Here is a 21,336-nt window from a genome sequence, read left to right on the forward strand (position 1 = left end):
GATTCAACACGCGATCGTGGGGAAGGATGTGCAGCTGGCACCCCTGTCTTGCGCCCCCCGAAAGCAAGCGCAAGGGTAGGAAGGGCGGGCGCCACTTCACATGGGACAAGTACGAGAGTCAGTCAGCGGCGCGCGAGCAATGCCCCTGGACCAGGGCCGGAGGGGCTGGCGCAGGGCCGCCAGGTCGGCCTTGGCCTGTTCGAAGATGCGCTCCATGCTGTGCAACAGGTTGGCCTGGCAACGGCGGACTGCCTGTGGCTGGTGCACGTTGACCTGGCGCAGGGCCTGGCAGGCCGCGGCCATTTCGCTGGCATCGATCAGGCAGGCCACGCCGGTCAGGCGGTGGCTCAGGTCGCCGATGGTCTCCGTCATGACGGCCAGGTCGGTGTCGCGTATCTGCTGGATCTCTTGCTGCAGGTTTTTGGTCAGCTCAAGGAGAATGCGCCGGCGCAGGATCGAACTGTTCCGGCCTGCTTCATCCAGGTGGTCGAGGCTGAAGGCGCGAATATCCCGAGGCTCTTCCTCGACCGGCGCGTAGTTGTTCAGGACTTCCTGCAGGCGTGCCAGGGTTACCGGCTTGATCATCAGGTCGTTCATCCCGGCGTTGGAGCACTGGGTGGCTTCATTGCTCAGGGCACTGGCGGTGTAGCCGATGATCAGCCGCTGGGGCAGCCCCAGGCGCCGTTCATCCTGGCGCACGGTGCGAGCCAGGGCGTAGCCATCCATGCCCGGCATGTTGCAGTCGCTGATCAGCACGTCGTAGGTGGATTCGCTCAGGGCCAGCAAGGCCTGTTCGCCGCTGCACACATGTTCTGCCTGATGCCCCAGGCGACCCAGTTGCAGAGTCAGCACCAGGCCGTTGGTCGACACATCGTCCACCACCAGGACTCGCAGGGCCTTGGCCTCCTGCTGGTCAGGCACCAGGGGCTCGTCCACTGGCCCGGGGGCCAATTGCCAGCTCAGGGGCAGTTCCACACTCACGCAGCAGCCCTGGCCGGGCTGGCTTTCCAGCCAGATATGCCCATCCATCAACTGGGTCAACTGATTGCAGATGCTCAGGCCCAGCCCCGAGCCACCATAGAGGTGGGCGGTGCGCGCGCTGGCCTGGCGATAGGGTTCGAAGATCTGTGGCTGCAAGGCCAGGGGAATACCGATACCGGTATCGCTGACGCTCAGGGTCAGCAGGCTGACGCCTTCGCGCAGGACACTTTCGCTGACTCGGACATGGATGCCGCCCTGGTCGGTGAACTTCAGTGCATTGCTGATCAGGTTGTGGAAGATCTGCTGCACGCGCAGCGAGTCGACCCAGTACAGGCGCTGGCGGTCGGCATGGTAGTCGAAGTGCAGTTGCAGGTTTTTCTCCCGCGCCTGGGCGGCAAACAGGCCGAGGCTGTTGGTCAGCAACGGCTCCAGCGCGGTAGGGTGCGCCGCCAGCTGCATCAGGCCGCTCTCGATCTTGTCCAGGTCGAGGATGTTGCCGATCAGGTCGATCATCGAAGTCGCCGATTGTTGGGCCACCCGCAGGTTGTGCGATGGCAAGGTGCGGCTGCTGGTTTCCAGCTCCAGCAGGCCCACCAGAGCGTTGAGCGGAGTGCGCAGCTCGTGGCTCATGGACGCCAGGAATTCGCTCTTGGCCGCGCTGGCCTTGAGTGCCACCTGCTTGGCTTCGCGCAACTTGATTTCCAGGTGTTTGCGCTCGGAGATGTCCAGCCAGCCGCCGAGCAGTCCCTGTAGCAGGCCCCGGGCACTGTAGAAGGGGACCAGCCATTGGTACAGGTAATGTTGTTCACCCTTGATCACCAGGCTGGTGTCGAGAAAGCGCGGCCGGTGGTTGTGCAGCAGTTGTTGGTGCTCGTCCTGCAGGACCTGGGCGAACTCCGCTGGCATGTTCAGTTGTTCGGTGGGCAGGCAGCCCTCCACCTGTTCCTGGGAGGTGCTGAAGAACTCCTCGTAGGCGCGGTTGCAGGTGCTCAGGCGACCATGCAGGTCGCAGACGTAGAGTGGCGTCGGCAGACCATTGAGCAGGGAGAACTGGAATGCCAGCTTGTCCTGCAGCCGGGTCTGGGCGCAGATCCGTTCCTTGACCTGGATCTTCAGCCGCCAGTTCCACACCAGGAACAGGGCGAAGATCACCAGAGCCCCGACGCCGACGTGCCAGGCCTGGTCTGCGGCCCATTCCCAGAAATTGTCCCGGGGGCGTTCGGCCACCACCTGGATATCACTCAGCGGTGCGCGGGACAACGAGTCCAGCAGCTTGTCGAGGATACCCAGCAACTCGCCGGAGCCTTGGGCCACGGCGAACTGGTGGGGGCTGGGCGTGGCCTTGATCGACAGGCCGTATTGCAGGCCTGGGCCAGGCTGCATCGGGTCGCTAGCGGGGCTGTCCAGGGTCGCGTCGGCCCGACGCAGGCGCACCAGGTCAAGGGCCTGTTGGAAGTTGTCGGTAAGCATCAGTTGGATCTGCGGATAGCGCAGGCGCAAGTGTTCAAGCAGCGGGTGCTGGCGCGGCAGCGAAAGGGTGTGCCCCTCCATGGCCTCCAGGGAACTGGGGGAACTGTCTCCGTTGCGGATGATGAAGGCCCAGTTGCGGGTGACATAGGGCTGGCTGAAACGTATCCCGCGGGAGCCGTCGGCAATCGCCAGCGGGCGGGTGGCCAGGTCGACGTGGCCTCTGGTCAGTTGCTCCAGGTCGTGGGACCGGGACTGGCTCGATTCGATGTTCAGTTCCAGGCGAAAGGCATCGGCGAGGGTCTGCAGCAGCTCGACGCTGCGACCGGACCAGCGCCCGTCGCTGGTGCGATACAGGTATGGCGGCGCTTCATGGGCCAGCAAGTTGATTTGCCCGTGGTCCTGTAACCACCCCAGTTCCTGGGGGCTGAGCATGAACGTGTCGATCGGGGAATAGGGGAACGGCCCGTGGCTGGCCTGCTGTTGGAGCTTGAGCTTCTGGGCCTCGGGAATGCTCTGCAGCGCATGGTTGAGCAGGGTTAGCAGGGTGAGTTCATCACGGCGCACGGCGAAGGCGAAGCCGGTGTCGGGCAGTTGTGCGGAAAACTTGTTGTGCAGAGCCAGGTCCGTACGTGCCTGGAGGTACAAGTCGGAGCGGAACTGGTCGCCTATGAAGGCGTCCGCTTCGCCCCGGGCCAACTGCTCGAAGGCCAGCGCCGTGGTACTGACCTCGCGCAGTATGCTCAGGGGGTAGGCCTTGCGGACCCGATTGCTGTCCAGGTAGTTCTTTAGCACCAGCACCTGCTTGCCTCGCAGGTCCAGGGGCAGGCTGCGGTCACTGGAGCGGCCGACAATGATGGGCTGGTTGCGCAAATAGGGCAGGCTCAGGCGCAGCTCCGGATTGGCTGCTTCAAAATCGCTGGCCCTCGGCAGCAGGTCGATCCGCTGCTCCAGCAGCGCATCCACCGCCGCCTGGGGCGAAGGCAGCTCGACGTTTTCGAAGTGCAGGTCCAGTTGTTCACCGATGAGTTGCAGGTACTGGTCGGAGATGGCCTTCAAGACCTGATTGCCGGCGCTCTCCATGGGCCGATCCGGCGGTACGATCCGCGCCACCTTGAGGCGCTTGCGCGGCAGACTGTCGCGCAGCTGCAACAGTTTGTTCAGCGGCAGGTTGCTGTCCCGGGCGGCTGGCGGCAGGTTGTCGGCGTGGGCTGTGGCCAGGGTTGGCAGGCTGGCCAGCGGGATAAGCAGCAGGCAAAAGCGCTGCATCCTCCGGCGCACGAAGGAAAGCGAAAAGAGATACATAGAGGGGGGACTCCGGGATGTGCCGCGCTTGCAGCTCAGGAAAGGCCGTGCTCCTGGATGTACAGGAACAGGCTGGCAGAGGTGTCTAGGCCGAGCTTGCGCATGGCGCTGCTTTTTTGCGTGCTGATGGTCTGCTTGCTCCGGCACAGATGCAGGGCAATGGCACCGATGCTCATGCCGGTGCCGTACAGGCGTAGTACTTCGACTTCCCGGGCCGAGAGTTGCTCCGGTTGCAGCAACGGCTTGCCGTGCAACGCGGCGCTGGAATCCAGCAGGTGCTGGATCGACGCGGAGACGAAAGGCGCACGCGGGCTGGCCGCCACGGCCTTGGGCAGGTCGTTGAGCAGGCCGCGCTTGCTCACCAGGCCCTGGATGCCCAGCTTGAGCACGCTGCTGATCAGCGCCGGGTTGTCGAGCATGGTGACCACCACGATCGCCAGCTGCGGGTACAGCGTGCGCAAGCGGCGGATCAGGCGGATACCGTCCACCTGCTCGCCGCCGGGCATCATCAGATCCGTCAACAGCAGGTCGCAGGGGTGACGCTGCAGGTTCTCCAGCAGGGCTTCAACACTGTGGGCCTGGGCGACCACGTCCAGGTTGGCGCGGTTCTCCAGCAGGGTGTGTATCCCAATCAGGGTCAGGGGATGGTCATCGGCTATCTGGACGCGGATCGACATCGTTTTTCGCTACTCGGCTTTTCGACAGGCATGAGCACCCAGCAAAGCGCCGGCTTCCTTTGGTTGGAGTAGGCATTTTGCTAGTGGGTTCGTCAGAGGTTTCGCAGGGTATCACTGAAATTGGCGTCAAAAAGCTGCTGAGGCGCTTTTAAGAATCGTCTTATGTTTGCTAAGAAATGTCCTGTAAATATGTAGGATGCGTAGCTGATTTGTAGTGTGAAACGCCTCTGGATTGGGCTATCAGCGGTGCTTTTCTGCTTCGTTTCTGGCGTTTTTCAATCCTGAAGGCGCTTTCGGGATGGGGCTCATTCCAGAGGCGGCAGGCGCCGTTTGATCGGCGATTTCTTGACAATCGCGGTGTTGGTTTCGGCGTAGTGATTGAGGTGGTCCAGCAGGCTGTCCAGTTGTTCCATGGAGCGCACCTGGAGACGGGCAATGAAGCAGTCGTCGCCGGTGACCTTGTCGCATTCGGTGAACTCGGCAATCGCCAGGATCTGCCGTTCGACCTCCTGCAACTTGCCCGGCAAGGGGCGGATGCGGACGATGGCCTGCAACTGGTAACCGAGAAACCTGGGGTCGATCTCCAGGGTATAGGCGCTGATCACGCCGCGTTCTTCCAGCCGGCGCAAGCGCTCCGAGACGCTGGGGGCGGACAGCCCGCTGATCTGCGCCAGGGCTTTGAGGGAGCGTCGCGAGTCTTGCATCAGGGCGCTGATCAGGGTTTGGTCGATGGCATCCAGCATGGCGATCTCGTTAGGTGAATGGGCTCTTTGGCCTTGATAAAAAAGGTCTGAATCGATTCTAGCCCAGGTTTTGATCTGGCGATGGGCTCTGCTGGCTGGGCATAATTTGCCCACTTGCAAAGGAGCCTGATGATGGATGCACAAACCCGACGCGGATCATTGGAAATGACCGCTGCCATGCTGATTTCCGGAACCATTGGCTGGTTCGTCCTGGTGTCCGGGCAACCGGTGCTGGATGTGGTGTTCTGGCGGTGCCTGTTCGGCGCCGGGACCTTGCTGCTGATTTGTGGAGCTTTCGGCTTTTTGCGTAAGAACATTCTGAGCAAGCGCGCCTTGATCCTCGCGGTGCTCAGTGGCGTGGCCATTGTCGGCAACTGGGTGCTGCTGTTCGGTTCCTACTCCCGGGCTTCGATCGCCATCGGCACCGCGGTGTACAACGTTCAGCCGTTCATCCTGGTGGCCCTCGGGGCGTTGTTCCTGGGAGAAAAGATCACCCCGCAGAAGCTGTTCTGGCTGGGCCTGTCGTTCGCCGGAATGCTGGCCATCGTCAGTGCCCACGGCAGCCAGGGCGAGGAGGGTGGCGACTACCTGTTGGGCATTGCCCTGGCCCTGGGCGCGGCGGCGCTGTACGCCTTTGCCGCGCTGCTGATCAAGCGCCTGAGCGGCACGCCGCCGCACCTGATCGCCCTGATCCAGGTCTGCACCGGGGTGCTGTTGCTGGCGCCCTGGGCCAACCTCGGCGCGCCACCCCAGCAGGCCAGCGCCTGGGCCAGCCTGCTGACCCTGGGCATTCTCCATACCGGGGTGATGTACGTGCTGCTGTACGGGGCGATCCAGAAACTGCCGACGGCCCTGACCGGCGCCTTGTCGTTCATCTACCCGATTGCGGCGATCCTGGTCGACTGGGTGGCCTTCGGGCACCGCCTGGGGCTGCTGCAATGGGTGGGCGTGGGGGCGATCCTGCTGGCCGCGGCCGGCATGCAGCAGGGCTGGACCCTCAAGCGCCGGCGCAGCGTTTTGCAGTAGGCGCTACAGGTTCTGGCGGGGGCCTGCAATAGGCTCCCCCGGGCCTGGCCGGGGCCCTGGCAAGGGCCCTGTACCGGTCGGCGCCTGGCCTTGACAGGCCAACCCGCAGGGCTAGATTTTACCCTGCGCTGAGGCTTTTCCAGCGCACTTGCCCCTTGATCCAGGCCTCTGGGCATCCTGCCCTGGCGCGCCTCGGTCACCCGCAACCACCGGTTCGCGTCGTGCAGCGCCGGGCCGGCCCTGGAGCGCTCATGAGTACTCGACGCAAGGTTCCCGGAATCCGCAACTACGATGGTCCCGCCGGTGGCTGGGGCGCGCTCAAGGCCACTGCGACCGCGGTGCGCGAGCAGATGGACACCCTCAAGGCGCCGCTGACCCTGATGCGCACCAACCAGCCCGACGGCTTCGACTGCCCGGGCTGCGCCTGGCCGGACAAGGAGCACAAGTCGACCTTCCAGTTCTGTGAAAACGGCGCCAAGGCGGTGACCTGGGAGGCTACCAACAAGCGGGTAACCCCGGCGTTCTTCGCCCAGCATCCGGTGACCTCATTGCTGCAGCGTTCGGACTACGAACTCGAAGATCTCGGGCGCCTGACCGAGCCCCTGGTCTACGACCGTGCCAGCGACACCTTCAAGCCTGTGGCATGGCAGGACGCCTTTGCCCGCATCGGCGAGATCCTGCGCAGCCTGCAGCCCGAGCAGGTGGAGTTCTACACCTCCGGGCGCGCGTCCAACGAAGCGGCCTACCTGTACCAGCTGTTCGCCCGGGAATACGGCTGCAACAACTTTCCCGACTGCTCGAACATGTGCCACGAGCCCACCAGCGTCGGCCTGCCGCGGTCCATTGGCATCGGCAAGGGCACGGTTTCGCTGGAGGACTTCGACCTCTGCGAGCTGATCATCTCCATCGGCCACAACCCCGGCACCAACCACCCGCGGATGATGGGCACCCTGCATGAAGCTTCGCGGCGCAAGGTGCCGATCATGGTCTTCAACCCTTTGCGCGAGCGCGCCCTGGAGCGGTTCGCCGACCCGCAGAACATGGTGGAGATGGCCACCTACGGTTCCACCCGCATCGCCTCGTCGTACTTCCAGGTCAAGGCTGGCGGCGACGCGGCGGCGATCAAGGGCATTATGAAGGCGCTGCTGGCCCTGGAGGACAGCCTGGGGCAAGTCCTGGACCAGGCATTCATCGCCGAGCACACCCAGGGCTTCGAGGCCCTGGCGGCGGACCTGCATGCCACCGCCTGGGCAGACATCGAGCAGGCCAGCGGCCTGCACCAGGCGGACCTGGAAATGGTCGCCGCGGCCTATGCCAAGTCCAACGCCACCATCGTCACCTACGGCATGGGCATCACCCAGCACAACGAAGGCACGGCCAATGTCCGGCTGATCTGCGACCTGCTGATGCTGCGGGGCAACCTGGGCAAGCCGGGGGCGGGGATCTGCCCGTTGCGCGGCCACTCCAACGTGCAGGGCAACCGCACCGTGGGCATTACCGAGAAGCCTTCCCCGGCCTTTCTCGACAAGCTGCAGCAGACCTTCGGCTTCACCCCGCCGGCGCATCACGGTCACGATGCGGTGCAAGCCATGCAGGCGATGATCGCCGGCAGCGCCAAGGCCCTGCTGTGTCTGGGGGGCAACTTTGCCGTGGCCCTGCCGGACCCGGGCCAGTGCTTCCCGGCCATGGGCAAGCTGGACCTGAGCGTGCACATCGCCACCAAGCTCAACCGCAGCCACCTGCTGGTGGCCCGGGAAACCTTCCTCTTTCCCTGCCTGGGCCGTACCGAGCTGGATATGCAGGACGGCCTGCGTCAGGCGATCACCGTCGAAGACTCGATGTCCATGGTGCATGCCTCGGCCGGCAAGCTGGCGCCGGCCTCCGAGTTTTTGCTGTCGGAACCGGCGATCGTCGCCGGCATGGCCCGGGCCACCCTGCCGGGCAGCCGCGTGCCCTGGCTGGAGCTGGTGGCCGACTACGACAAGATCCGCGACCTGATCGAACAGACCGTGCCCGGCTTTGACGACTACAACGCCCGCATTCGCGTGCCAGGTGGTTTCCGCATGCCCCTGGCGGCAGCCGAGCGGCAGTGGCTGACGCCCTCGGGCAAGGCCGAATTCTTCGTCTTTCCCGGGCTGCATGAGGACAAGGAAGTGGACGGCGCCGATGTGCTGCGGCTGATCACCCTGCGCAGCCACGACCAGTACAACACCACCATCTACGCCCTGGACGACCGCTATCGCGGGGTGTTCGGCCGCCGCGACGTACTGTTCATCAGCCCGGCGGACCTGGCCGCCCGGGGCCTGGCCCATGGCGACCTGGTGGACATCGAAACGGTGATCGGCGGGCGCCGGCTGCGCTACGAGAAGATCACCGCCATCGAATACAAGATCGCCAATGGCACGGTGGGCGCCTACTACCCCGAAGCCAACCGCCTGGTGCCCCTGGACTACCTGGACGTGGACAGCGGCACGCCGTCCTACAAATCGGTGCCGGTGCGAGTGTTGCGCTCAAGCCCCGCTTGAACGGAGCCACAGCGTCACAGCGTCACACCGCCTCGCGACTCGTGCAGCCGCTGCCGCAGGCTGCGCACGGTCGCGTAGCGGCCGCGGCGATCCGGAAAACGCTGATGCCCGGCGGTAGATCGCCAAGCAAGGCCCTGCGGTCCTTTGCGCAGCCTCGCAGGCTCGGCAGCGGCTACAGGGTCGTGCGCTTCGGGAGGCCAGAGATGCTTGATGGCCCGGGGATTCGGTGAGTGGGAGGGCGGCACCTTCCAGGGGGAGCAATCTCCCTGGCCAAGGTCACAATCTGCTATTTTCCTGTCGGTGATTTTTCCGACCGCAGCCTGTGGAACCCATAATGACCCAGCCGTCCTCCCTGGCCGAGCGCAAGCCCGAGCCCCAAGCCATCTGCAATCCCATCACCCGTAGCGCGATCTTCATCGTCGCCACCCTGGCGCCCGGCGCCGCTGCCGCGCAAACCGTGCGCGACTGGTGCGCCGATATCGCCGCCTTGACCCGTTCGGTGGGCAAGCGTGTCCCGGGGGGCAATCTGTCCTGTGTCTGCGGTTTTGGCTCCAGCGCCTGGGACCGCCTGTTCGGCGGCCCGCGCCCGGCGTCGCTGCACCCGTTCATCGAGGTGGGCGTGGAGGGGCGCCGCGCGCCATCGACTCCCGGCGACCTGCTGCTGCACATCCGTGCCGAGCAGATGGACCTGTGCTTCGAGTTGGCCACGCAGTTGCTCAAGCCCCTGGGGGATTCGATCAAGGTGGTGGACGAGGTCCAGGGCTTCCGCTATTTCGACATGCGCAGCATGGTCGGCTTCGTCGACGGCACCGAGAACCCGGAAGGCCGCGAGGCGGTGGATTTCACCCTGGTGGGGGACGAGGACCCGCAGTTCTGCAATGGCAGCTACGTGCTGGTGCAGAAGTACCTGCACAACATGACCGCCTGGAACGAACTGACGGTGGAGGCCCAGGAGCGCATCATCGGCCGCACCAAACTGTCGGATATCGAACTCGACGATGCAGTGAAACCCAGCTGCTCACACAGCTCCCTGACCACCCTGGAAGAGAACGGCGAGGAGGTGAAGATCCTGCGCGACAACATGCCGTTCGGCCGCCCGGGCGCCGGGGAATTCGGCACCTATTTCATCGGCTACGCCCGCTCGCCACGGCCGGTGGAGCAGATGCTGGAGAACATGTTCGTCGGCCGCCCTGCAGGCAACTACGATCGCCTGCTGGACTTCAGCACCGCGGTCACCGGCGGGCTGTTCTTCGTGCCCTCCGCCGACCTGCTGGAAGACCTGGCCGAGCGCGCGCCCACCGGCCTGTAGGCGCAAAAAAAACCGGCCCGCTATTGCGGGCCGGGGTTGCAGGCGTTATCGCCCCTGCTCAGTGGCTGTGCATGCCGGCGGCTTGCATCAGCAGCCGCAACACGCCGGCCACCAGCCCCAGGCCCACCACACTGGCCAGCCAGATACCCCCCATCCACAGCAACCGCTGCCAGGTGGATGCCGGCCGCGTCGATAGCCTATCCATGCGCCAGCTCCAGCATCAGTGCGCCGCTGCAGGCGAGCATCAGCAGTGCGCCGATGAACAGCAGGCTCAGTTGCGCCACAGCCTTGTGCCAGGGCAGGGGTGTTGCTCGATCAATGGTAGCCATCGCCAATCCTCACTTTGCCGCGGAACACGTAGTAGCTCCAGCAGGTGTACATCAGGATGACCGGCAGGATGAACAGGGTGCCGATCAGGATGAACAGCTGGCTGGAAAGCGGTGAAGCCGCCTCCCACAGGCTGATGGACGGCGGCACTATGTTCGGCCAGATGCTGAACGCCAGGCCGATGTAGCCGAGGAACACCAGCACCAGGGTGAACACGAACGGCCAGTGGGAATGGTGCTGGCGCAAAGTGCCCAGGAGCCCGAACAGTGCCGCCAGCCCCAGCACCAGCAGGGCGCCGAAGATCACGATATGGGCATGGCTGAACCAGCGGTTGGCGATCTCCGGGTGCAGCAGCGCGGTCCACACGCAGAGCACCGCCACCACCGCGGTCAGCGCGAACGCCAGGGGCCGGGTGTAGTGGCGCATGCGCGCTTCCAGCATGCCTTCGGTCTTGACCAGCAGCCAGGTGCTGCCCAGCAGCGCATAGGCCACGATCAGCCCCAGGCCGCAGAACAGCGGGAAGGGCGCCAGCCAGTCCAGGGTGCCGCCGGCGAACTGCCGATCGACCACCGGGATGCCGCTGATATAGGTGCCGATCACGATGCCCTGGCACAGGGTCGCCAGCAGCGAGCCGCCGATGAACGCCCAATCCCAGATGTGCCGTTTCTCGGGGCTGGCCTTGAAGCGGAACTCGAAGGCCACGCCGCGGAAGATCAGCCCTGCGAGCATGAAGATCAGCGGCAGGTACAGGGCCTCCAGAATCACCGAATAGGCCAGGGGAAAGGCGCCGTACAGCGCCGCGCCACCGAGGATCAGCCAGGTCTCGTTACCGTCCCACACCGGGGCCACGGTGTTCATCATCACGTCCCGCTCCCGGGCATCGGGGATCAGCGGAAAGAGGATCCCCAGCCCCAGGTCGAAGCCGTCCATGATCACGTACATCATCACCCCGAAGGCGATGATCACGCCCCAGATCAATGACAGGTCTATGCCTTGAATCGTCATGTTGGTTGCCCTTGTTTCAGAGGTGGTGGTCGCCGGTGGCGAAGGTCTCGGGGATGGCCGACAGCGGCCGGCGCGGAGTCGGCTCCTGGCCGGGCGCAGTGCTGGGCGGATGCTCGTGGTGGGGCTGCGGGCCCTTGCGCACCAGCTTCATCATGTAGCCGATGCCCACGGCGAACACCGAGAAGTAGATCACCACGAACAGCGCCAGGGAGATGCTCAGTTGCGCCACGCTGTGGTTGGAGGCGGCGTCGCTGGTGCGCAGCAGGCCGTACACCACCCAGGGCTGGCGCCCGACTTCGGTGGTGATCCAGCCCGCCAGCAGGGCGATCAGGCCGCTGGGGCCCATCCACAGCACCAGGCGCAGGAACAGGCGGTTGCGGTACAGCCCGCCGTTGCGTCGCAGCAGCAGGCCCAGCAACCCGGTGAGGATCATCAACATGCCCAGGCCGGCCATGATGCGGAAGCTGAAGAACACGATGGCCGAGTTGGGACGGTCTTCCTTGGGGAAGCTCTTGAGCGCCGGGATCTGCTTGTCCAGGCTGTGGGTCAGGATCAGGCTGCCCAGGTAGGGCACTTCCACGGCGTAGTCGGTTTTCTCGCCGTCCATGTTGGGAATGCCGAACAGCACCAGGGGCGAGGGTTCGCTGCCGTGGTTTTCCCAGTGGCCTTCGATGGCAGCGATCTTCGCCGGCTGGTGCTCCAGGGTGTTCAGGCCATGGGCGTCACCGACCACCGCCTGGATCGGTGCCACGATCAGCGCCATCCACAGCGCCATCGACAGCATCTTGCGCACCGGCGGCGTGTCGTTGCCCCGCAGCAGGTGCCAGGCGGCGCTCGATCCGACGAAGAACGCCGTGGCGACGAATGCGGCAATCGCCATGTGCATCAGGCGGAAGGGGAAGGACGGGTTGAAGACGATCGCCAGCCAGTCCATGGGCATGATCCGCCCATCGACGATGGAGAAGCCCTGGGGCGTCTGCATCCAGCTGTTGGAGGCGAGGATCCAGAAGGTCGAGATCAGGGTGCCGATGGCCACCATCACCGTGGCGAAAAAGTGCAGCCCGCGACCCACTCGGTTCCAGCCGAACAGCATGACCCCGAGAAAGCCCGCTTCGAGGAAGAACGCGGTCAGCACTTCATAGGTCAGCAGAGGGCCGGTGATACTCCCGGCGAAGTCCGAGAAGCGGCTCCAGTTGGTGCCGAACTCGTAGGCCATGACCAGCCCGGAAACCACGCCCATGCCGAAGTTGACGGCGAAAATCTTCGACCAGAAGTGGTACAGGTCCTTGTAGGTGCTGTTGTGGGTCTTGAGCCACAGCCCTTCGAGCACCGCCAGGAAACTGGCCAGGCCGATGGTGATGGCGGGAAAGATGATGTGGAACGAGACCGTGAACGCGAACTGGATGCGCGCCAGGTCGAGTGCCTGTAGATGAAACATGACGAAACCCTCGTAATGGCTGGGGGCCCGCGCAGGCGCCTTCCGGCCGCCGTGAACCCGGGTTCGCGGCGTACGGCAAAAGGCTGCGCGGGGCAGGCTGGAGCGGCGCCTTGGCCGCTCCGGCCGGGTCAAACGCCGACGGACTGGATCAGGTTGCTGGCCGCCGCCGGCTCCAGGCGGATGGCGATGAACTTGGAGGTCGGCGTGTAGGTGCGGTCGCCGTAGCTTTCCAGGGGCACCAGGGGGTTGGTCTCCGGGTAGTAGGCGGCCGACTGGCCGGCGGGAATGTCGTAGGCGATCAGGGTGAAACCGCTGACCCGGCGTTCCCGGCCGTCATCCCACAGCGACACGATGTCGACCTTCTGTCCCGGCTCGTAGCCCAGCCGGCGGATGTCGTCCTCGTTGGCGAACAGCACCTCGCGCATGCCGTAGACCCCGCGATAGCGGTCGTCCAGGCCATACAGGGTGGTGTTGTACTGGTCGTGGGAGCGCATGGTCTGCAGGATCAGGTCGGGCTTGACCTTGAGCTTGCGCACCCCGGCGCTGACCAGGTGTTCCGGCAGCTCGCTGGGGATGAACCGCGCCTTGCCGGTGGCGGTGTTCCAGCGCCGTTGGCTGGCGTCGTTGCCCAGGTGGAAGCCGCCGGGGTTGAGCAGCTTGAGGTTGAAGTCGGAAAAACCGGGGATGGTGTCGGCGATCAGGTCGCGGATGCGCCCGTAGTCTTCGATCGCCCACAGCCAGTCGATGGGGTGCTGGCCCAGGGTGGCGTTGGCGATGCCGGCGATGATCGCCGGTTCCGAACGCAGGTGCGGCGACTTGGGTTTGAGCTGGCCGTGGGAGATATGCACCATGCTGAAGGTGTCTTCCACGGTGATGCCTTGCGGGCCGTTGGCCTGGATGTCGATATCGGTGCGGCCCAGGCACGGCAGGATCAGCGCCTCGCGCCCGGTCACCAGGTGGCTGCGGTTGAGCTTGGTGGCTATGTGCACGGTGAGCTCGCAGTTGCGCAGGGCAGCGTGGGTGCGCGGGGTGTCCGGGGTGGCCTGGGCAAAGTTGCCCCCCAGGCCGATGAACACCTTGGCCCGGCCCTGTTCCATGGCCGAGATCGCCATCACCGTGTTGTGCCCGTGCTCCCGGGGCGGCTTGAAGCCGAAGCGCGCCTCAAGGGCATCCAGCAGCTCGGTGGGCGCCAGTTCGTTGATGCCCATGGTGCGGTCGCCCTGCACGTTGCTGTGGCCGCGCACCGGCGACAGGCCGGCGCCGGGACGGCCGATATTGCCCCGCAGCAACAGCACGTTGATCACTTCCTGGATGGTCGGCACCGAGTGGGTGTGCTGGGTCAGGCCCATGGCCCAGCACATGATCGCGCGCTTGGCCTTGCGGTACATGCGCGCGGCCAGCTCGATGTCGGCCAGGCTCAGGCCGGACTGCTCGACGATGTGGTTCCAGGACGTGGCATCGACTTCGGCCAGGTAGCTGTCCAGGCCCGAGGTGTGTTCGGCGATGAAGGCCCGGTCGAACACCGCTTCGCCATTGTTGGCCAGGGCTTCGCGTTCCCAGCGCAGGAGGAACTTGGCGATGCCGCGAAAGGCCGCCATGTCGCCGCCCAGGGCCGGGCGGAAGTAGGCCGAGGAGGTGGGCTCGGAGCCGTTGGTGAGCATCTCCAGCGGGTGCTGGGGGTGCTGGAAGCGTTCCAGGCCACGTTCCTTGAGCGGGTTGAAGCAGATCACCTGGGCACCGCGTTTCACCGCCTCGCGCAGTGGCTCGAGCATCCGCGGGTGGTTGGTGCCGGGGTTCTGGCCGATGACGAAGATCGCGTCGGCCTGTTCCAGGTCATGGAACACCACCGTGCCCTTGCCCACGCCGACGCTTTCGAACATACCCACGGCACTGGCCTCGTGGCACATGTTGGAGCAGTCGGGGAAGTTGTTGGTGCCATAGGCGCGTACGAACAGTTGGTACAGGTAGGCCGCCTCGTTGCTGGCCCGGCCGGAGGTGTAGAACTCCGCCTGGTTGGGCGAGTCCAGGCCCTTTAGGTGGCTGGCAATCAGGTCGAAGGCTTCGTCCCAGGTGGTTTCCACATAGCGGTCCTGGGTGGCGTCATAGCGCATGGGGTGGGTCAGGCGGCCCTGGTACTCGAGCCAGTAGTCGCTCTGCGCGGCCAGGGCCGAGACCGTGTATTTGTTGAAGAAGGCCGGGTTCACCAGGCGCCCGGTGGCTTCCCAGTTGACCGCCTTGGCGCCGTTCTCGCAGAACTTGACCATGCCGTTTTCCGGCGACTCGCCCCAGGCGCAGCCGGGGCAGTCGAAGCCGCCGTTCTGGTTGGTCTTGAGCATGGCGCGGATGTTCTTGAAGGCATTCTCGCTGCCCAGCCAGTTCTTGGTCACTGCGATCAGCGCCCCCCAACCGGCAGCGGCGCCCTTGTAGGGTTTGTATCGATCAACTTCGCTCATGATATTTCTCCAATACAGCGCACGCAGGCAACCGGCCGACATTGAATCGATGTCAGTGATTGTTTGACTGCACAGGCTAAATGCGGTTGTTGTGAACTTGTTTGAGTTCGGTATTGCTTATTGGCGTGGAGTAACTTTCAGGGCTCGTTATATGGGCCACGAATAAAGCCTATTCGTCACCCGTGGCCGCTGTCTAATCGCAATTAATGACCGGCTGATCGAAAGCCTCTATCATCGTTAAAAACCTATATATATCAAATGGTTGATTGTTTGTTTCGGTCTTTTTTGGAAGCGATTTTAGGAGTGATAGATTGTATTGATCAGCCAGTTGTTAATAGCGATTGGACGGGGCTTTTAATGGCTTTTAATCTTGCCGCCAATAACACCTTCTGCATGTTCTTGTGTGGAAGAACTTCAACTAATCGCGATGGATTCCCACCGTCGAAAGAGGCTCGGATGTCAGATCAGGTATTGCTCGATGGCTTCGCTCGGCGGGTCGACTATCTGCGCATGTCGGTGACCGACCGCTGCGATTTCCGCTGTGTGTATTGCATGGCCGAGGACATGCAGTTCCTGCCGCGCCAACGCATTCTTACCCTGGAAGAGCTGTACCAGCTGGCCGAACGTTTCGTGGCCCTGGGCACCCGCAAGATCCGCCTCACTGGCGGCGAGCCGCTGATCCGCCCCGGGGTGGTCCAGCTGTGCCGGGGCATTGCCCGGCTGCCCGGGCTGCGAGAGCTGTGCATGACCACCAACGGCTCGCAACTGGGCAAGCTGGCCGCGCCGTTGTTCGACGCCGGGGTCAAGCGCCTGAACATCAGCCTCGACAGCCTGGACCCGACCCTGTTTCGGCAGCTGACCCGCACCGGCGAGCTGGGCCAGGTGGTTGCCGGCATCGACGCGGCGATTGCCGCCGGCTTTGAGCGCACCAAGCTCAACTGTGTGGTGATGAAGGGGCGCAACGACCGGCAGATCAACGAGCTGGTGGCCTTTGCCATCGACCGCGGCCTGGACATCTCCTTTATCGAGGAAATGCCCCTGGGCACCATCAGCGAACACAGCCGCAGCGATGCGTTCTTTTCCAGTGCCCGGGTTCGCGAGCGGATCGCCGAGCGCTACACCCTGATCGAGTCCGCCGAGTCGACCCAGGGCCCGTCGCGCTACTGGCGCCTGGCCGAGGCGCCGCACATTCGCCTGGGGTTCATCTCGCCCCACAGCCACAACTTCTGCGGCACCTGCAACCGCGTGCGCCTGACCGTCGAAGGCCGCTTGCTGCTGTGCCTGGGCAACGAGCACTCGGTGGACCTCAAGGCCGTGCTGCGTGCTCACCCCGGCGATACCGGGCGCCTGCAGCGGGCCATAGTCGAGGCGATGAAACTCAAGCCCTACAGCCATCACTTCGAACTCAACGACGAGGTGCAGGTGGTGCGCTTCATGAACATGACCGGCGGCTGAACCGCTGCTCATCACGGCTTTTCATTGTGCAAAGGTTCTACCCCGATGATCGTCAGATCCAAACCCAACCTGATCAGCGTGCTGATTTCCCTCAAGGGGTCGATTGCCAAGCGCATCGCCCTGCGCAGCCTGCTGGTGACCCTGCTGGCCTCGGCCATCGTGCTGATCGAGACCTTGCACCCGGCGTATTTCTCCAAGGTCAATGCCACCCCGTTCACCTTGCTCGGCCTGTCGCTGTCGATCTTCATGAGCTTTCGCAACAACGCCTGCTACGACCGCTGGTACGAAGCGCGCAAGGCCCTGGGCACGGTGGTGACCGAGGTGCGCTCGATGATCCGCGAAACCCAGGTGCTTGAAGACACCCGGGCGCGCAGCGCGATCCTGCGTGACCTGTGCGGTTTCGCCCATGCCCTCAAGGCCCGGCTGCGCCGCGAAGATGAACTGAGCGCTGCCGAAACCTGGCTCAGCCAGTTGCCGCCGGCAAGCACCAGCAACCTGCCGGACAGCCTGCTGCGCCAGATCGCGCGCCAGTGTTCGGACCAGGCCCAGGCGGAGCGGCTCAGCGAATGGCGCTACCTGCTGCTGGCCAATCAACTGGCGGCCATCACCGGCGCGCAATCCACCTGCGAGCGGATCAAGGCCACGCCGCTGCCGTTTCCCTACACGTTGCTGCTGCACCGCACCAGCTACATGTTCTGCATCCTCCTGCCCTTTGCCATGGCCGAGCCCCTGGGCTGGCTGACGCCGATCTTCACCGCCATCGTCAGCTACACCTTCTTCGGCCTGGACGCCATTGGCGACGAGCTGGAAGACCCCTTCGGCCACGACGAGAACGACCTGCCGCTGAGCGCCATCGTGCGCAACATCGAGCGCGAGATTCTCGAAGCCCTGGGGGCCACCGAACTGCCGCCGGCGCTGGAGCCGGTGGACTATGTCCTGAGCTGATCCACTGTTGTTATCCGAGGTTGCACATGAATGAACTCACTCACCTGGACGACCAGGGCCGGGCCAGCATGGTGGATGTCACCTGCAAGGCCGCTACCGAGCGCGAGGCCCAGGCTCGGGCCTGGGTGCGCATGCTCCCGGCCACCCTGCAACTGATCCAGGACCAGGGCCATCCCAAGGGCGATGTGTTCGCCGTGGCGCGCATCGCCGGGATCATGGCGGCAAAGAAGACCCACGAACTGATCCCCCTGTGCCACCCGTTGCTGCTCACCGGGATCCACATCGAACTGCAGGCACTGCCGCCGGACCGGGTGCAGATCACCAGTTGCTGCCGGCTCAACGGCGCCACCGGGGTCGAGCTGGAAGCCATGACCGCCGCCAGCGTGGCGGCGCTGACGATCTATGACATGTGCAAGGCGGTGGACCGCGCCATGGTCATCGAAGGGCTGCACCTGCTGAAGAAGCAGGGCGGCAAGTCCGGCACCTTTATCGCAGGAGAGGCCCGATGATTCTGGTCAACTACTTTGCCCGCTACCGTGAGCAACTGGGCTGCGGTGGCGAGAAACTGCCCCTGGATGCCAGCCTGCGCACCGTCGAGGACCTGCGCCAGCGGCTGATGGCCCGGGGTGAAACCTGGGCGCAGGTGCTGGGGGAGAACAGCCTGATGTGCGCGCTGAACCAGGAACTGTGCAAGCTCGATGCGGCCATCGAGGACTTCGATGAAATCGCCTTCTTTCCGCAAGTGACCGGAGGCTGAGCATGAGCATCCAGGTGCAGACCCAGGCGTTGAGCCTCGACCAGTTGAATGCCGGCTTGCAGGCCGGCGACGCCAGCGTCGGCGGCGTGGTGACCTTTATCGGTTATGTGCGCGATCTCAACCTGGGGGAGGCGGTGCACAGCCTGTTTCTTGAACACTACCCGGGCATGACCGAGCGCTCGCTGCAGCGCATCGTGGAGCAGGCCCAGGCGCGCTGGCCGCTGAACCGGGTGAGCCTGGTGCACCGGGTGGGGTTGCTGCAGGTGGGTGAGCCCATCGTCTTTGTCGGGGTGGCCAGCGCCCATCGCCAAGCGGCCTTCGAGGCCTGCGCCTTCATCATGGATTACCTCAAGAGCCGCGCCCCGTTCTGGAAGCGCGAAGTCACCCCGGCCGGCGAACGCTGGATCGACGGCCGCGAGAGCGACCGGCAGGCGGCCGAACGTTGGGGTGTAGAACGTTGAGCTTATGCCGCTGACAGAGGCTTGAGGGAAGGGGCTAGCCACGCCGGATGCATGTCATCCGGCGTGGTGCATTTACACCGGGCTGTAGATTCGTGGGGCGTTGCGGTGGGGGACGTGGATCAGGTTCAGGCGATGCTTGTTGGCCCATTGCACGGTGAGTGCGGTCGGCGCCGAGAGGCTGACCAGGGTGCCGAGGCGGGCGCGCACGGCCTTGTGGATCAGTTCCAGGCTGCAACGGCTGGTGACCACGGTAAAGCCCTGGCGGCCATCGATCCCGGCCTGCAGCAGCGCGCCAATCAGCTTGTCCAGGGCGTTGTGGCGGCCGATGTCTTCCTGGCACAGGCGCACCTCGCCCTGTTCGTCGAAGTACAGCGCCGCGTGCAGGGCGCCGCTGCTGCGGGCCATGTGCTGGGCCTGTTCGATGCGCTCGCGCAGGCCCTGCAGGTGTTCGGCAGGTGGCAGGGCCGCGGGTTCGAGGATCTGCAGTTGCGGCAGCGCCTGTTCCAGGGCCTCCACTCCGCACAGGCCACAGCCGCTGGTGCCGGCCATTTGCCGGCGATGGTCCTTGAGGGCCCAGAACGCCCGGCTGGAAATTTCCACGTCGGCCTGGCAGGCCTGGGGGAAGTGGCTGAGGCGGATGTCGTAGATTTCGCCGAGGTCATTGACGATGTCGTTGGTGATGCTGAAGCCGCGAATGAAGTCTTCCAGGTTGCCCGGAGACACCATCATCACCGCCTGGCTCAGGCCGTTGTAGGTAATCGCCAGGGCGATCTCGGCGGCCAGCGGCGCCTCGGCCATCGGGCCGTCGGCGCTGTACTCGCGATAGGCCACCCGCTGCGGCGCCGGCGCCGGCGCATTGGCCTCGGGTTGTTGCTCCGTTTGTTCGATCCGGCAAACCATGACCACACCTCGTTGCATTCGATTTGCCCAGGGCCATGGGCGGCCCTGGGGCATTGATTCACTCTTTGATCGCAAACAGCTTCTTGGCTTCGGCGAAGCACTTTTCGGCAATCGCCGAGCGCGGCTCGGTCTTGCGCATCACCAGCCCCAGTGGCGCCAGCACGCTGGCATCCGGCAGTTGGATAAAGGCCAGGTTCTCGATGGGCGAATCCAGGCCGCTGTCCAGGGGCATGATCGAGCAGCAGAAGCCTTCGTGGATCGCCTGGAACAGTTGGTAGGTGGAGTCGCTTTCCAGGATCGGCTGCGGGTTCAGGCCGCGGCTGCGAAAGCTCAGGTCGATGGACTTGCGATAGTGCATGCCGGTGCTGAGCATGCCCAGCGGCAGTTCGGCGGCGTCCTCCCAGCTCATCTCGGTGCCTTCGAAATGAAAGTGCCGGGTGTCGTAGAGCAGGCCGACCCGGGTCTCGCCGATCTCGAAGAAGTCCAGGTAGTTGGGGTTGACGTGGTCCAGGTAGCAGACCCCCAGGTCCAGCTGGTTGTTGCCGATGTCCTCGATGATCCGGTCGGAGCTCATGGACGACAGGCTGAACTGCAGTTCCGGGAAGCTCGACGATAGCTGTTGCACGTAGCTGATGGGGTTGAAGCCGCTCAGCGGTACCAGCCCCAGGCGCAGCTTGCCCACCAGTTGCCCGCGGCAGGCAGCGGCTTCGGCGAACAGCCCGTCATGGGCTGCCAGCAGGGTCTTGGCCCAGGCCAGCACCCGCTCGCCGGCTTCGGTGAAGCCTTCGAAGCGCTGGCCACGGGTGACCAGGATCAGGTCCAGTTCATCCTCAAGATTGCGCAGGCGCATGGACAGGGTCGGCTGGGTGATATGGCAGCGCGCGGCGGCCTGGCCAAAGTGCCGGGTCTGCTCCAGGGCGATCAGAAACTTGAGTTGCTTGATGTCCACGGTGGCACCTGTTGTGGGAAAAGTCGGGTTCAGTAATAACGCAGGTGTTGCGCCCATGAAAAGGCCTGGGGCCTTGCCCGGTCGCGCCCTTGGGCACCTCCGGCGGTGTTCAGGCCAGGGGCTTGGGGCCTGCTTCAGACAGTAGTTCAGGGGTATTGAAGTTGCTCAGCCGCGGATCGTCCGCGGCGCAGGGCAGGGGCCTCAGTCCATGGGCGGCCAGGGCCCGCAGCAGGCTGCGCTCGCCGTTGTCCCAGGCCTGGCGCAGGTCGCCCAGCAGCGCCGTGGGGATCAGGCTGAACATGGGTTGCCATTGCCCGGCCTGCTGCACCATCACCGGCCTGGCGTCGTTGCCGCGGGCATCCAGCAGGGCCTGGATCAGCGCCGCGTCGATCTGCGGCGCATCGCAGGCCAGCACCAGCAGCCAGGGGTGGCGGGCCGTCGCGAGGCCGGCCAGGACTCCGGCCAGGGGCCCGGGGAAATCCTTCTGCCCGTCCTCCACCAAGCGGTCGGCATAGGCCCGGTAGCGCTCGGCGTTGCGGTTGCAGGAAATGATCAGGTCATCGCTCAAGGGCCGCACCACCGCCTGCACATGGGCGATCAGCGGCTGGCCGCG

The 21,336-nt window shown here is 64.6% G+C and carries 19 protein-coding genes; 8 read left to right on the forward strand and 11 right to left on the reverse strand.

Features of this window, described 5'->3' with window-relative positions:
• Window positions 1-96: 96 nt before the first annotated feature.
• From ACUXVH_RS30430 to ACUXVH_RS30440, 3 genes are all read right to left on the reverse strand, one after another.
• Window positions 97-3,717 carry an ATP-binding protein gene (locus ACUXVH_RS30430; RefSeq protein ID WP_065363303.1) on the reverse strand — a complete coding sequence of 1,207 codons (3,621 nt, stop codon included), beginning with the start codon at window positions 3,715-3,717 and terminating at the stop codon, window positions 97-99.
• A 71-nt stretch (window positions 3,718-3,788) separates the two neighbouring features.
• Entirely contained in the window at window positions 3,789-4,430 is a 642-nt protein-coding gene (locus ACUXVH_RS30435; protein WP_065363304.1) for a response regulator transcription factor, read from the reverse strand.
• A 305-nt stretch (window positions 4,431-4,735) separates the two neighbouring features.
• Window positions 4,736-5,173: an Lrp/AsnC family transcriptional regulator gene (locus tag ACUXVH_RS30440; RefSeq protein WP_011062012.1), complete on the reverse strand. Its 438-nt coding sequence runs from the start codon at window positions 5,171-5,173 to the stop codon at window positions 4,736-4,738.
• 132 nt (window positions 5,174-5,305) lie between these two features.
• On the opposite strand from ACUXVH_RS30440, the gene ACUXVH_RS30445 reads away from it, so the two are divergent.
• From ACUXVH_RS30445 to ACUXVH_RS30455, 3 genes are all read left to right on the forward strand, one after another.
• Complete coding sequence (locus ACUXVH_RS30445) at window positions 5,306-6,199, forward strand: DMT family transporter (protein WP_011062011.1); 894 nt, start codon at window positions 5,306-5,308, stop codon at window positions 6,197-6,199.
• 251 nt (window positions 6,200-6,450) lie between these two features.
• Window positions 6,451-8,724: an FdhF/YdeP family oxidoreductase gene (locus tag ACUXVH_RS30450; protein ID WP_011062010.1), complete on the forward strand. Its 2,274-nt coding sequence runs from the start codon at window positions 6,451-6,453 to the stop codon at window positions 8,722-8,724.
• 334 nt (window positions 8,725-9,058) lie between these two features.
• Window positions 9,059-10,033, forward strand: coding sequence for a Dyp-type peroxidase (locus ACUXVH_RS30455; protein WP_015636148.1), 975 nt, complete (start codon window positions 9,059-9,061; stop codon window positions 10,031-10,033).
• A 58-nt stretch (window positions 10,034-10,091) separates the two neighbouring features.
• On the opposite strand, the gene ACUXVH_RS30460 is transcribed toward ACUXVH_RS30455, so the two are convergent.
• The 5 genes from ACUXVH_RS30460 to ACUXVH_RS30480 form a co-directional block, all read right to left on the reverse strand.
• Window positions 10,092-10,238, reverse strand: coding sequence for a DUF2474 domain-containing protein (locus ACUXVH_RS30460; protein ID WP_011062008.1), 147 nt, complete (start codon window positions 10,236-10,238; stop codon window positions 10,092-10,094).
• A complete protein-coding gene (locus tag ACUXVH_RS30465) occupies window positions 10,231-10,362 on the reverse strand; it encodes a hypothetical protein (protein ID WP_015636146.1) in 132 nt (43 codons plus the stop codon). The genes ACUXVH_RS30460 and ACUXVH_RS30465 overlap by 8 nt, the downstream gene beginning before the upstream one ends.
• A complete protein-coding gene (gene cydB / locus ACUXVH_RS30470; protein ID WP_011062007.1) occupies window positions 10,349-11,365 on the reverse strand; it encodes a cytochrome d ubiquinol oxidase subunit II in 1,017 nt (338 codons plus the stop codon). The genes ACUXVH_RS30465 and cydB overlap by 14 nt, the downstream gene beginning before the upstream one ends.
• 16 nt (window positions 11,366-11,381) lie before the next feature.
• Entirely contained in the window at window positions 11,382-12,803 is a 1,422-nt protein-coding gene (locus ACUXVH_RS30475) for a cytochrome ubiquinol oxidase subunit I (protein WP_065363305.1), read from the reverse strand.
• Between the two features lie 128 nt (window positions 12,804-12,931).
• The gene (locus ACUXVH_RS30480) at window positions 12,932-15,256 is read right to left on the reverse strand and encodes an FdhF/YdeP family oxidoreductase (RefSeq protein WP_053152590.1); all 2,325 of its coding nucleotides are present in this window, start codon (window positions 15,254-15,256) and stop codon (window positions 12,932-12,934) included.
• 456 nt (window positions 15,257-15,712) lie between these two features.
• Here ACUXVH_RS30480 and moaA point away from each other — a divergent pair, with 456 nt between their 5' ends.
• The 5 genes from moaA to moaE are packed head-to-tail and all read left to right on the forward strand — an operon-like array spanning window position 15,713 to window position 18,874.
• Window positions 15,713-16,711: a GTP 3',8-cyclase MoaA gene (gene moaA / locus ACUXVH_RS30485; protein WP_047287823.1), complete on the forward strand. Its 999-nt coding sequence runs from the start codon at window positions 15,713-15,715 to the stop codon at window positions 16,709-16,711.
• Between the two features lie 45 nt (window positions 16,712-16,756).
• Window positions 16,757-17,656, forward strand: coding sequence for a bestrophin family protein (locus tag ACUXVH_RS30490; protein ID WP_065363306.1), 900 nt, complete (start codon window positions 16,757-16,759; stop codon window positions 17,654-17,656).
• Between the two features lie 26 nt (window positions 17,657-17,682).
• A complete protein-coding gene (moaC, locus tag ACUXVH_RS30495; protein ID WP_036996513.1) occupies window positions 17,683-18,165 on the forward strand; it encodes a cyclic pyranopterin monophosphate synthase MoaC in 483 nt (160 codons plus the stop codon).
• Window positions 18,162-18,413, forward strand: a complete 252-nt coding sequence (gene moaD, locus ACUXVH_RS30500; RefSeq protein WP_011062001.1) for a molybdopterin converting factor subunit 1 — start codon at window positions 18,162-18,164, stop codon at window positions 18,411-18,413. The genes moaC and moaD overlap by 4 nt, the downstream gene beginning before the upstream one ends.
• A 2-nt stretch (window positions 18,414-18,415) precedes the next feature.
• On the forward strand, window positions 18,416-18,874 hold the full coding sequence (gene moaE / locus ACUXVH_RS30505; protein ID WP_065363307.1) for a molybdopterin synthase catalytic subunit MoaE: 459 nt from the start codon (window positions 18,416-18,418) through the stop codon (window positions 18,872-18,874).
• 72 nt (window positions 18,875-18,946) lie between these two features.
• On the opposite strand, the gene fdhD is transcribed toward moaE, so the two are convergent.
• The 3 genes from fdhD to mobA all read right to left on the reverse strand — a co-directional run.
• On the reverse strand, window positions 18,947-19,774 hold the full coding sequence (gene fdhD / locus ACUXVH_RS30510; RefSeq protein WP_011061999.1) for a formate dehydrogenase accessory sulfurtransferase FdhD: 828 nt from the start codon (window positions 19,772-19,774) through the stop codon (window positions 18,947-18,949).
• A gap of 58 nt (window positions 19,775-19,832) precedes the next feature.
• A complete protein-coding gene (locus tag ACUXVH_RS30515) occupies window positions 19,833-20,723 on the reverse strand; it encodes a LysR family transcriptional regulator (RefSeq protein ID WP_011061998.1) in 891 nt (296 codons plus the stop codon).
• 109 nt (window positions 20,724-20,832) lie between these two features.
• Window positions 20,833-21,336: molybdenum cofactor guanylyltransferase (mobA, locus tag ACUXVH_RS30520; protein ID WP_445496713.1), on the reverse strand; the 504-nt coding region annotated here is incomplete at its 5' end.

This window comes from Pseudomonas sp. 8(2025), assembly GCF_052665325.1.

Excerpts from the sequence above, each read along its gene's own strand:
- ACUXVH_RS30430 (WP_065363303.1), bottom strand. The coding sequence starts at position 3,717 with ATGCAGCGCTTTTGCCTGCTGCTTATCCCGCTGGCCAGCCTGCCAACC.
- ACUXVH_RS30435 (WP_065363304.1), bottom strand. The coding sequence starts at position 4,430 with ATGTCGATCCGCGTCCAGATAGCCGATGACCATCCCCTGACCCTGATT.
- ACUXVH_RS30440 (WP_011062012.1), bottom strand. The coding sequence starts at position 5,173 with ATGCTGGATGCCATCGACCAAACCCTGATCAGCGCCCTGATGCAAGAC.
- ACUXVH_RS30445 (WP_011062011.1), top strand. The coding sequence starts at position 5,306 with ATGGATGCACAAACCCGACGCGGATCATTGGAAATGACCGCTGCCATG.
- ACUXVH_RS30450 (WP_011062010.1), top strand. The coding sequence starts at position 6,451 with ATGAGTACTCGACGCAAGGTTCCCGGAATCCGCAACTACGATGGTCCC.
- ACUXVH_RS30455 (WP_015636148.1), top strand. The coding sequence starts at position 9,059 with ATGACCCAGCCGTCCTCCCTGGCCGAGCGCAAGCCCGAGCCCCAAGCC.
- ACUXVH_RS30460 (WP_011062008.1), bottom strand. The coding sequence starts at position 10,238 with ATGGATAGGCTATCGACGCGGCCGGCATCCACCTGGCAGCGGTTGCTG.
- ACUXVH_RS30465 (WP_015636146.1), bottom strand. The coding sequence starts at position 10,362 with ATGGCTACCATTGATCGAGCAACACCCCTGCCCTGGCACAAGGCTGTG.
- cydB (WP_011062007.1), bottom strand. The coding sequence starts at position 11,365 with ATGACGATTCAAGGCATAGACCTGTCATTGATCTGGGGCGTGATCATC.
- ACUXVH_RS30475 (WP_065363305.1), bottom strand. The coding sequence starts at position 12,803 with ATGTTTCATCTACAGGCACTCGACCTGGCGCGCATCCAGTTCGCGTTC.
- ACUXVH_RS30480 (WP_053152590.1), bottom strand. The coding sequence starts at position 15,256 with ATGAGCGAAGTTGATCGATACAAACCCTACAAGGGCGCCGCTGCCGGT.
- moaA (WP_047287823.1), top strand. The coding sequence starts at position 15,713 with ATGTCAGATCAGGTATTGCTCGATGGCTTCGCTCGGCGGGTCGACTAT.
- ACUXVH_RS30490 (WP_065363306.1), top strand. The coding sequence starts at position 16,757 with ATGATCGTCAGATCCAAACCCAACCTGATCAGCGTGCTGATTTCCCTC.
- moaC (WP_036996513.1), top strand. The coding sequence starts at position 17,683 with ATGAATGAACTCACTCACCTGGACGACCAGGGCCGGGCCAGCATGGTG.
- moaD (WP_011062001.1), top strand. The coding sequence starts at position 18,162 with ATGATTCTGGTCAACTACTTTGCCCGCTACCGTGAGCAACTGGGCTGC.
- moaE (WP_065363307.1), top strand. The coding sequence starts at position 18,416 with ATGAGCATCCAGGTGCAGACCCAGGCGTTGAGCCTCGACCAGTTGAAT.
- fdhD (WP_011061999.1), bottom strand. The coding sequence starts at position 19,774 with ATGGTTTGCCGGATCGAACAAACGGAGCAACAACCCGAGGCCAATGCG.